General features: G+C 61.1%; 9 protein-coding genes. 3 read left to right on the top strand and 6 right to left on the bottom strand.

Annotation, left to right across the window (positions count from 1 at the left end):
• Positions 1 to 126 precede the first annotated feature (126 nt).
• The gene (locus V8359_RS11935) at positions 127 to 3339 is read left to right on the top strand and encodes a sacsin N-terminal ATP-binding-like domain-containing protein (RefSeq protein WP_336429134.1); all 3213 of its coding nucleotides are present in this window, start codon (positions 127 to 129) and stop codon (positions 3337 to 3339) included.
• A 245-nt stretch (positions 3340 to 3584) separates the two neighbouring features.
• Here V8359_RS11935 and V8359_RS11930 read toward each other — a convergent pair whose 3' ends face one another.
• Genes V8359_RS11930 through V8359_RS11920 form a run of 3 tightly spaced genes read right to left on the bottom strand, consistent with a single transcriptional unit; the run spans position 3585 to position 6924 of the window.
• Complete coding sequence (locus tag V8359_RS11930) at positions 3585 to 4502, bottom strand: plasmid partitioning protein RepB C-terminal domain-containing protein (RefSeq protein WP_336429133.1); 918 nt, start codon at positions 4500 to 4502, stop codon at positions 3585 to 3587.
• Positions 4499 to 5407, bottom strand: coding sequence for a plasmid partitioning protein RepB C-terminal domain-containing protein (locus V8359_RS11925; protein WP_336429131.1), 909 nt, complete (start codon positions 5405 to 5407; stop codon positions 4499 to 4501). Before V8359_RS11925 ends, V8359_RS11930 begins: the two co-directional genes overlap by 4 nt.
• Positions 5407 to 6924: a recombinase family protein gene (locus V8359_RS11920; RefSeq protein WP_336429371.1), complete on the bottom strand. Its 1518-nt coding sequence runs from the start codon at positions 6922 to 6924 to the stop codon at positions 5407 to 5409. Before V8359_RS11920 ends, V8359_RS11925 begins: the two co-directional genes overlap by 1 nt.
• Before the next feature lie 150 nt (positions 6925 to 7074).
• On the opposite strand from V8359_RS11920, the gene V8359_RS11915 reads away from it, so the two are divergent.
• Positions 7075 to 7476, top strand: a complete 402-nt coding sequence (locus V8359_RS11915) for a hypothetical protein (protein ID WP_336429130.1) — start codon at positions 7075 to 7077, stop codon at positions 7474 to 7476.
• Positions 7433 to 7828 carry a DDE-type integrase/transposase/recombinase gene (locus tag V8359_RS19335; RefSeq protein ID WP_442970366.1) on the top strand — a complete coding sequence of 132 codons (396 nt, stop codon included), beginning with the start codon at positions 7433 to 7435 and terminating at the stop codon, positions 7826 to 7828. The genes V8359_RS11915 and V8359_RS19335 overlap by 44 nt, the downstream gene beginning before the upstream one ends.
• A gap of 235 nt (positions 7829 to 8063) precedes the next feature.
• Here the strand turns inward: V8359_RS19335 and V8359_RS11910 are convergent, their stop codons facing one another.
• The 3 genes from V8359_RS11910 to V8359_RS11900 all read right to left on the bottom strand — a co-directional run bounded on the left by V8359_RS11910 (position 8064) and on the right by V8359_RS11900 (position 12841).
• Positions 8064 to 9800: a calcium-binding protein gene (locus V8359_RS11910; protein WP_336429129.1), complete on the bottom strand. Its 1737-nt coding sequence runs from the start codon at positions 9798 to 9800 to the stop codon at positions 8064 to 8066.
• Between the two features lie 78 nt (positions 9801 to 9878).
• Positions 9879 to 11201: an HlyD family type I secretion periplasmic adaptor subunit gene (locus V8359_RS11905; RefSeq protein ID WP_336429128.1), complete on the bottom strand. Its 1323-nt coding sequence runs from the start codon at positions 11199 to 11201 to the stop codon at positions 9879 to 9881.
• The gene (locus tag V8359_RS11900) at positions 11198 to 12841 is read right to left on the bottom strand and encodes a type I secretion system permease/ATPase (protein ID WP_336429127.1); all 1644 of its coding nucleotides are present in this window, start codon (positions 12839 to 12841) and stop codon (positions 11198 to 11200) included. The genes V8359_RS11905 and V8359_RS11900 overlap by 4 nt, the downstream gene beginning before the upstream one ends.
• Positions 12842 to 13441 lie beyond the last annotated feature (600 nt).

The following is a 13441-nucleotide window of genomic DNA, read 5'->3' as shown; positions in this document are numbered from 1 at the left end:
TTGATAGGGTTGACGTTCTCCAGATCGGCCCTTCGGAAGTGAGGCGCTGTCGTGGCATCCAACTACGAGTCGATACGTGATGAGAACCGAGAAAGGTATGGCACAGACATCGCTCGGATTGGGCCGATGCTACTTGCTGACCGGTATGACGATCGAACACATTTCATCTTCGAGCTGCTTCAGAATGCCGAGGATGCGCTTCGCCGCCGAGGTGCTTGGGAGGGGCCGCGGCAAGTATCCTTTAAGTTAACCGGAGACTCCCTCACGTTATCCCATTTCGGAAGGCCATTTGACGATGCTGACGTGCGGGGTGTCTGCGGCATCGCCGAAAGCACGAAGGATGAGCATTCAATCGGTCGTTTCGGGATCGGGTTTAAATCCGTGTACACGTTCACAGATTGCCCAACGATCCATTCGGGCGATGAAGACTTTGAGATACGCAACTATGTGCAGCCATCGAAGGCAGGCAAAACTGATCGTGACCCCGAGGAAACCCTAATCGTCCTGCCATTGATAGCCGAAGACAAAACGGCTGAGAGTGAAATCGTAAATGGTTTCAAAAGATTGGGGCCGAGTTCATTATTATTTTTGAGGTCTATCGAGGAAATCAACTGGTCCGTTGGGGACGACGCATCCGGCGTCTACCTGCGGAGCAAACCTGAGTCTGTTGGCCCGAACGTTCACAAGGTGAATTTGATAGGCCAAGAAAGCGGACAGGACGAGGTCGATGAGCAATGGCTCGTGTTTCATCGAGAGGTTTCTTCGCCAGAGGGTAAAGCTGTCGGGCGCGTTGAAGTTGCCTTTTCTTTGCGCAATGAGGACGGTCGATCAGATGTTTGGCACATCGCACCGGTTCCAACGTCACCTTTGGTGGTGTTCTTTCCCACTGCCGTTGAGACAAATTTGGGATTTTTGGTTCAAGGGCCGTATCGGACGACGCCAAGCAGAGACAACATTCCTCGCAACGATCCTTGGAACAAATACTTGGTCGAGGAAACAGCTGAGCTGTTGATCGAGGCACTAAGATGGTTAAGGGATCAATCATTACTCGACACTTCGGCGTTGGCTTGTTTGCCTCTTGATCGAGACAAATTTCCCGAAGGCTCGATGTTCGCTCCCGTGTTTGATGCAGTGCGCGATGCGCTCTTGGAAGAGCCGTTGCTGCCGAAGTTCGGAGGCGGGCATATTGCGGCCAAGAAAACAAAGCTTGGAAGAACAAAGGAGCTACGAGAGCTATTTCGACCGGAGCAGATTGCAGCGCTGTTTTCTGGTGATGTGGATGGGTGGCTTTCCGGAGACATCACCCAGGACAGAACGCCCGAACTACGACAGTACCTGGTGCACGAACTTGAAGTATCGGAGATTACGCCAGCTTCGATAGTTCCGCGTCTCAACCTCGAATTTCTAGAGGCGCAAGCTGACGATTGGACCCTCAAACTCTATGAGTTCCTGAATGGCCAGGGGTCACAATTGCGACGTTCGCTTCAGGCAATTCCCCTGATCAGGCTGGATGACGGCTCGCATGTGACTGCACGCGAGGGCGGCAAAGCTCAGGCATTCTTGCCGAGTAACTTTGAGACCGGTTTTCCTACGGTAAAGTCATCCGTTTCTGCAACTGAAGAGTCTCGGGAGTTTCTTGTCTCCCTCGGAATTACTGAGCCCGATCCAGTAGACGATGTGATCTGGAATGTTCTGCCCACCTACCAGCATGACGAAGTCGATGAGGACGAGGCCCTATACTCACGTGACATTGCGCGGATCCTTTCAGCCTATCAATCGGATTCAAAATTGCAGCGCGAGAAGTTAGTGGCAGCTCTTCGGACGACTTCATTTGTAATGGTGTTGGATGCCGGGGATGGTACGCGTTACGTATCTCGTCCAGGGGAAATTTATCTAGCGACAGATCGCCTTAAGAAGCTTTTTTCAGGCGTTGCCAACGTCATGATCGTCGATGACTCCTATGAATGCTTGCGTGGCGAAGCGATGCGAGACCTGCTCGAAGCCTGCGGTGCCCTAAGGTGCCCGAGGCCCATTGAGGCTCCCGATGCCTTGAGCCACCTAGAACTCCGAGAGATTCGGATTTCCGCGGGTCACGAAGAAACCTCGGGCGTGAAGGACAAGGTCCAGGACTGGGCATTGGACGGTTTCGATGAGTTGATGGAAATCCTCCCGGGACTGGAGCCGGAAGAGCGCACAGCTCGTGCTCGCCTAATCTGGGAAAGTCTAGGGGATTTGGAGGAACGGCGTGGTCGTGGTGTATTCGATGGGCTTTACAGCTGGACCCACTACGGAAGTTACAAGAAGGATTTTCCGTCAGCGTTCGTTCGCCGTCTGAACGCAGCTGCTTGGGTTCCGGATGAGAACGGTGACCTGCAGCCGCCAAACCAAGTGATTTTTGAAAGCCTTGGATGGAAACCCAATCCATTTCTCCAGGCGCAAATAACTTTCAAGCCCCCCATAATCGAGCAGCTGGCGAAGGAGGCGGGAATAGATCCAGACGCCTTGGACCTGTTAAGAAAGTACGGGATTACAAGTGCTTTTGATCTGATGTCGAGACTTGGCATAATCGATCCCGTGCCTGAATGCGTGGACGATGCTGACGCTGAGAATGGTGTGGTCGAAACCGAAGACCCTGACGTCTACAAAGACGCTGAGGATCTTTATGGCGATGACATGCCGGACATCCCCGAAGGAAGCTACGATCCGGCTGGCGACGATGAAGTAGGGAGAAGCAATTCTGGGGGCACCGGAGGCGGGAGCGGGAATAGAGGAGGCTCGTCAGGTAGCGGAACTGGTGGCAAACCGAGTGCTTCGAAGGCTGAAAGCACCGGATCGGGCAGCAGCGCAACGAACAAGACCGGTAACCATCAAGGCAGGCGTTCCCCCGGGTCCAAAGGGGGTAGGCCATTCATTTCTTATTTGGGAACGCATCCCGATGATGAGGGACCAGACCCAGATGGACTCGATCGGCCAAAACGAATGCAACTGGAAGCAAAGGCTATTGAAAAGATAATTGGTCTTGAACCGAACCTCCAAAAGACTGCGGAAGGCAACAAAGGCTTTGACCTCTATGAAGAAGACGCAGAGGGGAATGTCGTCCGTTGGGTTGAAGTGAAATCAATGACCGGATCACTGAATGATCGGCCCGTCGGCCTTTCGCGCGCGCAATTTGATCTCGCCTCGGAGCGACGCGAGGACTTTTGGCTATATGTTGTTGAATACGCATCGGAAATTGAAACTGCACGTGTAGTGAAGATTCAGGACCCCGCTGGCCGTGCCCGCACGTTTACCTTTGATAGCGGCTGGCTGTCGATCGCGGAGACCAGCCCCGAGGCTTAGATCGGCCGCCAATGCAGCGTTTGGTTGAAAGGCAGGCGTGCCGACTCGCGCGCTTCCTCGGCACGCCTGCGAATATCGCCGCCGCTGTGCGGCCGCGCGGCCGGCGAAACCTCGAGCCGGCCTGGTGGGCTCCGAGCGGGTTCGCCGCCATCCCCACCGCCGCGCTCGATCCGGCCCACAGTCCGGCGTCTCCCGCGGTCCCCGCGCTTATCGGGTCCGGGTCCCCATCAACTGCTCGCGATCCATTACTCCGCGTCGGCGGCTTCCGCTGGCGAGATCTCGGTGATCGTCTGGAATTCACCGAGGAATTCGGGATGGTTCTGCGCCAGGTAACGCACGATCCGTGCATTCCCGAGCAGCTTGCCGATGTAGCCCTTGATCACGGTCAGATGCAGATGGTCCTGGCCGTAGGTGTCCTGGATCGAGGCGATTCCCTCCTGCAGGCGGGCCAGTTCCTGTTCCATCCGCGCCATGGCCTCGGGCGTGATGCCCTTGACCTTCTTCGGCTTGGAGGAGTCGATCAGCTGCGCTTGAGGCGTCCCAGCGAGGATCGCGTTCACATAGGCAACGGAATAGTTGTTGGCATTGACGAGCAGCTCGGCCGCCTCGATCTGGCGCATGGTCTTCATCTTTCGCAGTGTATTGAAGACGGCTGACGTGCAGGGCTTGTCCTTCAGGATCGCGACAGCCTCCTCGCAGATCCCGTCCAACAGGCGGACCTTGCGCCGGATGCTGCTCATGTTGAGATCAAGCGCGGCGGCGATTTTTTCCTCCGGCACGCCGCGCTCGATCGCCTTGCGGATCATCTTGTGCTCCTGGATGGGGGCAAGGCGGCTGACCTGCCGGTTATAGGTGAACGCCTCGTCGTCGGTGGAGACGAGGCATTCCACCTCCTGTTTGCCGGCGTCCTTCAGCGCCTCGATCCGCAGGTGGCCATCGAGCAGCAACCAGGTGGCAGACTTGTCCGGGTTCCGGACGACGACGGGCGGCTCGACGATCCCGATCTGGGCGATGGAGGCCACAATCTGGCGATACTTGCGACTGGATTTTGCGGATTTGCCGAGCGTGCGCACCGGTAGGATCGTGTCGATAGGAAGGGTGACACAGTCATCCTCGAATCCACGGGTGACGCTGCGCGGGGGCTCGCTCGACTCCCGTTTCATGTCGCCGCACCCTCAATGACCGACCGGGCGAGATCTGCGGGCATGCTCTCCAGTCCCTCGGCCCTGAGCAGCGTCATGAAGTGCTCGTCCGCGCAGAGTTTGCGGAACGCCTCGCGCACGAAGATCAGGCGACCCTGTGTGAGTTCAGCTTTCTTGATCAGCAGCTTCTGGCGGGCCGCTTCCTGCTGATAGGCTCGGACGAGGCCCTCACTGGTTAGCGCCCGTTTCCCGACCCTGCGCCCAAGCGCGTTGCTCTGTATCTGCGGGCCGCGCAGTTCGCGCTGCTCGAGCAGGCGGCGCACGAGCGTCAGCTTCTTACCGCGCAGCTTCTTCTGCGTGTAGGCGTCCATCAGCGCCTTCTGTGCGCCCTTGGCATCGGTCTTGGCGATCTTGATGGCGAGGTTCAGCGGCAGGAGCCCAGTTTCCACCGCCGAGACCAGGCGCTCTTCTCCCTTCTCGAGCAACTTCGCAATCATATTGACGTACTCTGTGGACACGCCGATCTTCTCGCCGATCTGGCGGTCGTTGTAGCCGCGCCCGCGCAGCGCGCGGATCTCACGCATCAGATCAATGGGGTTGTGCTGCCGCCGCGCGCAGTTCTCGACGAGGCTCATGACGAGGCACTGGCTCTCGTCGGCTTCGATGACGATGGCCGGGATGCGGTCCTGCTTGAGCTCGATGAAGGCCTCAAGGCGGCCCTGTCCGCAGACGAGGTCATATTCCTGCGGATCAGTGTCGGCCCGCGGGGCCACGGTGATCGGGCGCTTCAACCCTATGCGAGCGATGTTTGCCACCATCTCTTCAAACGTCCGCCGGTTGCGCACGCGCGGGTTGAGGACCCGAATCCTGTCGGTCGGGATCAACGTTACCTGCGTCTGGTTGGTCGTCTCCATGTCATCGGGCATCACGCCACCTCCGCGATCATGGCCCGCGAGGCGAGCGCGTAGAAGAAATCGAGGCTGTCGAACCGGTACGCATCCAACGCGAGGCCGTTCTGCTCGGCGAATTTGAGTTTCCCGAAGGTCATGTCGATGCCGGGCAGCACGTAGTAGTCGCGCGGCGCCTCATTTACCTCGTCCATGCGCACAGCGATGGTGATGTCGGGCACGAGGCCTGCGTCGAGGCGGATGCGCCAGCGCAACGATCCAGCCACTGTTGCCGTGCAGCGGGCCAGCACGATGGACACGGTGAACTCGTCATTGACCCGCACCAGATCGGTGTCCTGGTCCTGCACTGCCGACCCGCCATGCCGCGCCACCCCGTCGATGATCTCGGCCACTACCTGCGGGTGGGCCTGCCGCAGGGCGCGATTGATCTCGATGTAGCTGTAGTCGCGGTCCGGCTCGTAGCCGATCAGGCGGTAGGCGCGCAGCAGGCTGCCGAAGCGGCTGCGATAGGCGCTGGAGGGCGGCTGATCATCCTGCTCGTCGATGATCAGCCCTGACAGAATGCCTTGCCGCTTCAGGATCGCGCGCAAGGCGTCGAGCAGTTCCTCGTCGGAGAAACGGCGGCTGCGGGCATCGACGATCTCCCGGGCCCGCAGGAAAAGCGCCTGATCGACGATGGCGGGATAGGCGCCCTCAGCCCGGATCCACATCTCGCGCGGATTCACCACCCGACGCTGTTTCAGCTTGAACGACACCTTGTTGAAGACGTTGTTCCCAATGTACTTTTCGTTCGTCAGTACCTGATGGACGCTCGAGCGCGTCCAGGGGCGGCCGAGGTCAGTGCGGTGACCTGCGGCGTTCATAGTCTCCGCAATCTCGCGCTCGGACCGGCCCTCGTTGACGAACAACTCGTACATGCGCTGGACAACCCGCTGTTCTTCTTCGGGGCCGGGCACCAGGATGACGCGGTCGGTCTGCAGGCTCTTCTGCTCGCCGCGAGACAGCTCGCCCTTCGGGTTGCCGTGCTCGTCGATCAGCACCCGGCGCAGCCCGTATCCGGCCGCGCCGCCCTGGCGATACCCCAGCTCGACGAGGCGGCACTGCCCGGCGAAGACTTTGACCGAAAGTTCCCGGCTGTATTCCCCTGCCATCACGCGCTTGACGGTTTTCAGAAGGTTCGAGCCGATGCTGCCGTCGTTCTCGAACTGCTCGCCACAGTAGTGTACCCGGATCCCTGCGCGGGAGCAGACATGCTCGTGATACGCGCCCTCGTCGGCATCCTGAAAACGGCCCCAGCGGCTGACGTCGTAGACGAGGATCGCTTTGAAGTCGGCATCGCCGGACTGGACTTCTGCCATCAGGTTCTGCAGCGCCTCGCGGCCGTCAAGCCGCAGGCCAGAGCGTCCCGAGTCCTCGAAAGTCCGAAGGATCGTCAGCCCACGGGCCTCCGCGTACTTGCGAATGACGTCCAGCTGGTTCTCGGTCGAGTACTTCTGGTGATCGGTCGACATCCGGACATAGGCGACCGCGGGCACATCCGTCTCCGACTGCCCATTTCCGTCCCGTCCATGGGTCAGTTCCCGACCGCTCACGCACGTTTCTCCTTGTTACGCCGCACAAAACCATCCGAACCACCTGAATCCAGGGCCGAATCCCTCCCATCATGTAAAGCAAGGGAGGTCGGAATGTCGTTTCCGAAAAAGGGCAAGTTCTTTCCGAAAGAAAACGGGTATGATGGGGTGCAGGCCGATGGGGCCGCTGGTTCCTTCGCGCAGGTAATCGCAGCGACGCTTCGCCGTGAACTCGGTGAAAGCAGGGCGGGTGTGAAAACCGTGGAGGGGTGGACGGGCGCCAACGAAAAGACGATCAAGAACTGGTTTGCCGGGAAGTATGGTCCGAGCGGGGAGCATCTTGTTGCCTTGGTGCGGCACTCGGACGAGGTTCTGATCGCCTTCCTCGCGATGGCCGGCCGCGAGAACCTGAAGCTGGCATCGAGCCTCCTTGCCGCCGAACAGGCGGTCACCGGGGTGCTGGAGGTGCTGCGTGAGTTCTCTGAGCGGGCTGCGGACGAAACCTCGGACGACTGAACGGAGCGAACGAGTGAGTATTGGGGTTTTTGCTCGGCCCTTCGCGCGGGTCGCACCGGGCTGCGACAGCTTTCGCGGAGCGGAGTTCTTGCGCGCTCCGTTCCCTCCGCCACTTGCCCAAATCAACTCGTTCTCAGGCCGCGACAAAGATACCCGGCTTGTCGTCGATCACGAGAGTGAGTTTCACGATACCTTTGTTTCCAAAGCCGCAGATCGCAATGTGGCATTGAAATTTCTCAGAAAGTTGATGAAACGCCATAGTCGAACCAAGCAGGTCGTTACCGACAGGCTTCGGTCCTGCTGCATCGTCATGGAAGAAATCCGCAATGTTAACACACAGCGAACCGGTTAGGGGATGCCCCCCACGCGGAAATTGCGCAACAGCCGCTCCGAAGACGAGAACGCGTCATGCGCAGCTTCCGACGCATGTGAATTTCGCACAATGCGCCGCCCGCCATTCTGCCGTCTTTGACCATTTCAATCAGTAACATAGCCTCTCTAGCCAATCTGCGTTGTCTCGGAGCCGCATACAGAACATTCATGCTGCTCCGACGTAGATTGGTTCGAATTCTTCTGACAGAACCAGCTTAACCAATGTAGATCGCCGTCGCCTCGACGTCCGCCACGGTGTCCGTGGTCTCAATGATGGCCAACACATCCGCATCGGAGGATTGCCGAATCTCGATGGTCGCGCCGGTATCCACGAAGTTGTAGTTTCCGGCGGTGCCGTTCAGCAGTACGTGATCTGTTTCGTCGCCGAAGCTGTCGAAATCCTTGATCGTCAGCTCGCCGCCGCCGACGTAATAGTTCGTGTCATCGTTGCCGAGATGGAAGAAATCCGTGCCCGTACCGCCATAGGCGGTGTCGTCGGTGCCGGACGAGCCTTCGCGATCGACGCCGATGATGTGGTCGTCGCCGGCACCGCCGCGCAGCACGTCGGAGCTGAGCCCGCCAATTAGCAGGTCGTCGCCATCGCCCCCGAATAAATGGTCGAGCGACGAGCCGCCTATGATCACGTCGTCGCCGTCGCCACCCTCCATCATAGAGCGATCACCCTTGCCGGTGAGGATATCGTTGCCGGCGCCGCCGCGCAGGATGTCGAAGCCGAAACTGCCCGCGATGAGGTAGTCGTCGCCATCGTCGCCGGTGAGGATGTCGCTGCCGTTGCCAGCCTCCAGCGTGTCGTTGCCAGTCCCGCCGATCAGGTTGTCCTGACCGCTGTCGCCGTGCAACTCGTCGGCGCCCTCGTTGCCGAAAAGCGTGTCGTGGTCATCGCCGCCGTTCACGAGGTCGTCGCCCAGCCCGCCGAGGATGAAGTCATCGCCTTCCCCACCCAGCAGCAGGTCGTCGCCGGCCTTGCCGTCGATCGTGTCGCGGCTCGCCCGGCCGTCGATCGCGTCGGCGGTGGTGGAGCCGGTCAAGATTTCGGTGAAGTCGTTTCCGCCCTGCACCGTCATCTCGGTCAGTTCGCCCGAAACGGGGTCGCGCATCAGAAGCTCCGCGCGGCCGTCATCGTCGAAATCGCCCCCGCCCTCGACACGCAGGTCCCGGTCGAACAGCCCGGTGTCGTAGGCAAATCGCGCGATCTCGTTACTCCCGTCGGAGAAGACGACCTCGGCGCTGCCGATGTCGCCCCCGTTCGTGTCGAGGAACAGGAAATCCGCCTGCCCGTCGCCATTGTAATCCGCGTCGCCGGCATATTCGGCCCCGACAAAGACGTTGAAGCTGTCGGTCACCGAGCGCGCGCCGTTGTCATAGCTTGCGATATCGTACTGGAAATCGGAGGCGTCGAACCACAGCGAATCGAAATCCCGCAGAGACGTGCCATTGAAGGCAGCCAGAAATTCATCCGACGCGGTGTATCCCGAGGAGAAGGAGGAGGATGACGAAACGGCGCTGCCATTCATCGCCCAGCTGGCGACAGTGGTGGTCAGCGGGTCGAACCAGAAAACATCGTCGCGCCCGTCGCCCGTGGCATCCGTGGTGCCGCCCACGTAGTAGGGCGCGCGCACGTTGGCATTGGGCGAGGTATCCTCGAGGGTGCCGGTGCTGCTCAGCAGCACCTTGTTGGCGCCGCTGTCAGGGTTGCGCAGGAACGGGTCGGCGACGCCGTCGCCGTCGAAATCACCTGCGACCTGAACTTCGAACCCCGTGATCGAGGGCAGGTCGGCAACCGCGGTGGTGGCCGCGCCGTCCTGCTGCCAGAGGGTCAGGTCCTGGTTGGCGATGTTCTGCCACAGGATGTCGCCATTCGGATCGCCGCCGAGATTGCGCGTCGAGACGACCTCCCAGGTGCCGTCGGTGAAATTGGGGGTGCTGGCCATGATGGAGCCTCCTTTGCTGATGTGTCACGATGTCTAGCGAGAGCATCATAGCACAAATAGCATTGGCGGCGGGACAGCTCAGCTTTCGCGGAAGGCGCGAGCGATGACATTGCTGAGGGGTTGCAGGAAATAATTCAGCACGCTCTGGCGGCCGGTGACCACCATGACCTCGACAGGCATGCCCGGATAGAGCGTGTCGAGATCAAGCCCCGGGCCCGCCTCCTGCGCCGCCGTCCGGTCCAGCCGCACGTGGATGGCGTAGTAGGGAAGCGTGGTGGCCGGGTCGATTAGCCGGTCTGCCGAGACATGCACCACCCGACCGGGTGCCGTGGGCGTGCTCCGGGCCGAGAAGGCGGTGAAGCGGATCTCGGCGGGCAGGCCCACGCGCACCACATCGATCTCGGAGGGTGGCACGCGAGCCTCGATCATCAGGTCCATCTCTGCGGGCACGATCTCTAAGATCGGTCGCCCCGGCGCCACCACGCCGCCTGGCGTGTGATGTGCCATAGCGATCACTGTCCCGTCCACCGGGGCCGTGATCCGGGTCCGGGCCAGCGTGTCGGTGGCGGCGCGCAGGCGCGGCAGCATGTCGGCGAGACGGGGCTCCAGATCGCTCAGTTCGCCAGTTACCTGGTTGATCCTGCGGGCATCCAGATCGACCCGCTCGAGCCGGCTTTCGCCGATCTGCACCTCTGTCTCGGCCCGCCGTGCTGCCAGTTCGCCCAGCAGGCCCTCGATCTCGGCTTCCTCGCGCTGAAGCGCAAAGAGCCGCGGTGAGCGCTCGAGCCCGCGGTCCACGAGGTCTTGGATATTGTCGCGTTCCTGCCGGATCAGGCGGATCTGCCGCCGTAGCGCATCGGCTTGCGCATCGAGGCCCTTGATGCGCTCACGCAGCTTGTCGATCTTCGAGGCGAGGATTTCCAGCCGGCTGGCATAGGCGGCGTGGCGCGATTGCAGCAGCTCGCGCTCGGCTGCGAGCGCCTTTTGGGCCCGCGGTTGGCCCAGATAAGGCTCAAGCGTGCTTGGAACAGTCAACTCTTCGGCACCCGTGCGCTCGGCCTTGAGCCGCGCCCGCTGGGCCAGAAGAGCGATATATTGTCCCTCGAGCAGTTCCAGCGTGGATCGCGCCATTGTATCGTCCAAGCTGATCAGCAGGTCGCCCGCCTGCACCCGGTCGCCCTCGGTGACGGGTAGCCCGTCGATGATACCGCCTTCGAGGTGCTGCACGACTTTGCGCTGCGCCTCCAGCCCAACTGCGCCGGGCGCCACCGCGGCACTGGTCAGCGGCGCCTTAGCCGACCAGACGCCGATGCCCGCAAAGAAACCAATCAGGATCAGCGCCGCCAGAAGCAGCGGGCCGCGCAAACGCGACAATAGCGAGGGCTGAACGGATGCACTCATCGCTCGCTGCCTTGGCCCGAGACCGCGCGTAGCGGCTGGCCCTTGGTGCCGAGGCCCAGCTTTTTGGCGACGCTTTGCGCCGGACCGAAGGCCTTGATCTGCCCGGCCTCGAGCATCGCCAGCCAGTCGCATTGTCCTAGGACCGCCATGCGATGGGCGATGATGACCAGCGTCACCGACTGCGCGCGTAATTCGTCCAGCACTTTGAGTAACGCAGCGTGGCCGGCCTGATCGAGATTTGTGTCCGGTTCATCCAGAATTATGATTTTTGGCGCCCCGTAGAGGGCGCGAGCCAGCGCCACATGCTGCCGTTGGCCGCCGGACAGTCGGCTGCCGCCGGTGCCGACCTGTGCCTCGTAGCCGCCAGGAATGGCGCTGATAACGTCGTGTGCATGCGCGCGGCGCGCAGCCGTGATCACCCCGTCCAGCGTGTGCGGTCCGAACCGCGCGATGTTCTCGCGCACTGTGCCGGGCAGCAAATCCGCGGTTTGCGGCAGGTAGCCCAGGTGAGGGCCCAGTGCTTCGGGTCGCCAGTCGCGCAGGTCGGCACCATCGAGCCGGATCACGCCCGCCGAGGGCCGCCAGGCTCCGGCGATCAGCCGCCCGAGGCTGGACTTGCCTGAGCCCGACGCGCCGATGATGCCCAATGTCGCACCGGCAGGGATGTCTAGCGAAATGTTGCGCAGCAGCGGCTCGGAGTCGGGCGCGCCAGTGAGTGTGACGCGATCGACGCTCAGCCTTCCTTCGGGAGCAGGCAGATCGAGACCGTCGGGTTCGGCTGCGTGCTGAGTCAACAACCCGACGATGCGTCGCCAGGCTTGTCGGGAGGCCACGAACTGCCGCCAGCTGCCGATCGCGATCTCGACCGGGCTCAACGCCCGGCCGAGGATGATCGAGGCGGCGATCATTTGCCCTGGTGTGATCGCGCGGTCGAGCACCAGATAGGCACCGCCGCCGAGGATCGCCGCCTGCACCCCGAAGCGCACGGTGCGTGAGGTCACGCTGAGCACGCCCAATGTAGTGCCGGCACTCAGTAGGTGCGTACTGGTCACGTCGCGCATGCCGCTCCAGCGATCCGCCACGCCTTGCGCAAGTCCCATCGTGCGCAGGAGCGGTGCTTGGGTCAGAGCGCCGTCGCGCATCGTCTCGCTCTCGGCGGCGGTCGAGGCGGCGGCGCGGGCGGACCTGCGGCTGAGCAGATCGCTGGCAAGCGCCAGCAGACCGAGGAGCAGCGCCGCGCCCAGTGCTACCACGCCGAGCAACGGGTGGATCAGCCAGATCACCGCGATGAAGAGCGGCATGAGCGGCGCGTCGAATAGCGCTGTGACACCGGGCGAGCCCAGAAATTGTCGCACTGCGCCCAGATCGTTCATCGGTTGGGCGGTGGCTGTCGCTGAGGGCCGCGCCGACAATGCCACGCTGGCCAGCATCAACGGACGGCTCAGCCGACGCTCCAGCCAGTCGCCAAACCGGGCCAGCATCACGGTCCGGCAGGCGTCGAGGCTACCCATGACGCCGAGCGCGAAGAAAACGGCGAGGGTCAGCATCACCAGCGTTTCGAGCGATCGACCGCTAAGCACCCGGTCGAAAATCTGCAGCATGTAAAGGGGTAGGGCGAGCATCAACAGATTGATCGCCACGGACATCGCCGCCAGAGTCCCCCCTAGCCATCGAGGAACGCGTAGCAAGTGGGATCGGCCATGAGAACTCATGACCGCATCGTAGCACAGAACCAACCCGGCTCAAGGAGGTGTCAAGTCGATCTGCTTGCGAGAAGCCAGGCTTGCAGCGAAACCTTCGACGATGATCGGATTGCCCCTTTTTTTGCGGCTTCCGAAAAAGCTCCCAACCCTTCGCCTGACTGTGATGCCCTACGTTGGGTTTCCACTCTCGTTTCGAAATTTTGAACACCTACTGCAAGAGCGCAGGATTGACGCGCCCCAAGCATTATCCGGTTCATGTGGTATGAGGTGGGGTCAATGTTTGTTGTTGATATCTGGCGTCGCCGGACTCATTCCCTCCGCCATTACCCGATCCATCCACCAATTTCCTGCACTAAGTTTTTTCCTGCTTTCCATACGGCGCGCGCCATGTAGGCTCCCGGCATCGAGTTGAAGCTTGTTCGCCGTGGGTGTTTCCGATCGGGTGCTTCGGCATAGTTGCAACCGAAATCCTGTCCGCGACCCCCGTGCCGCTGGGGTTCCGGCATGACGGAACTGCGGCTCGCATTGAGGCTGCCG

It is taken from the genome of Roseovarius sp. E0-M6 (assembly GCF_037083845.1).
In the GTDB taxonomy this organism is placed as follows: Bacteria; Pseudomonadota; Alphaproteobacteria; order Rhodobacterales; family Rhodobacteraceae; genus Roseovarius.
This window is presented reverse-complemented; position numbering and strand designations above follow the sequence as displayed.

Bases quoted from the DNA above. Each gene is read 5' to 3' on its own strand.
- V8359_RS11935 (WP_336429134.1), top strand. From the start codon at position 127: ATGCTACTTGCTGACCGGTATGACGATCGAACACATTTCATCTTCGAG.
- V8359_RS11925 (WP_336429131.1), bottom strand. From the start codon at position 5,407: ATGCCCGATGACATGGAGACGACCAACCAGACGCAGGTAACGTTGATC.
- V8359_RS11930 (WP_336429133.1), bottom strand. From the start codon at position 4,502: ATGAAACGGGAGTCGAGCGAGCCCCCGCGCAGCGTCACCCGTGGATTC.
- V8359_RS11915 (WP_336429130.1), top strand. From the start codon at position 7,075: ATGTCGTTTCCGAAAAAGGGCAAGTTCTTTCCGAAAGAAAACGGGTAT.
- V8359_RS11910 (WP_336429129.1), bottom strand. From the start codon at position 9,800: ATGGCCAGCACCCCCAATTTCACCGACGGCACCTGGGAGGTCGTCTCG.
- V8359_RS11905 (WP_336429128.1), bottom strand. From the start codon at position 11,201: ATGAGTGCATCCGTTCAGCCCTCGCTATTGTCGCGTTTGCGCGGCCCG.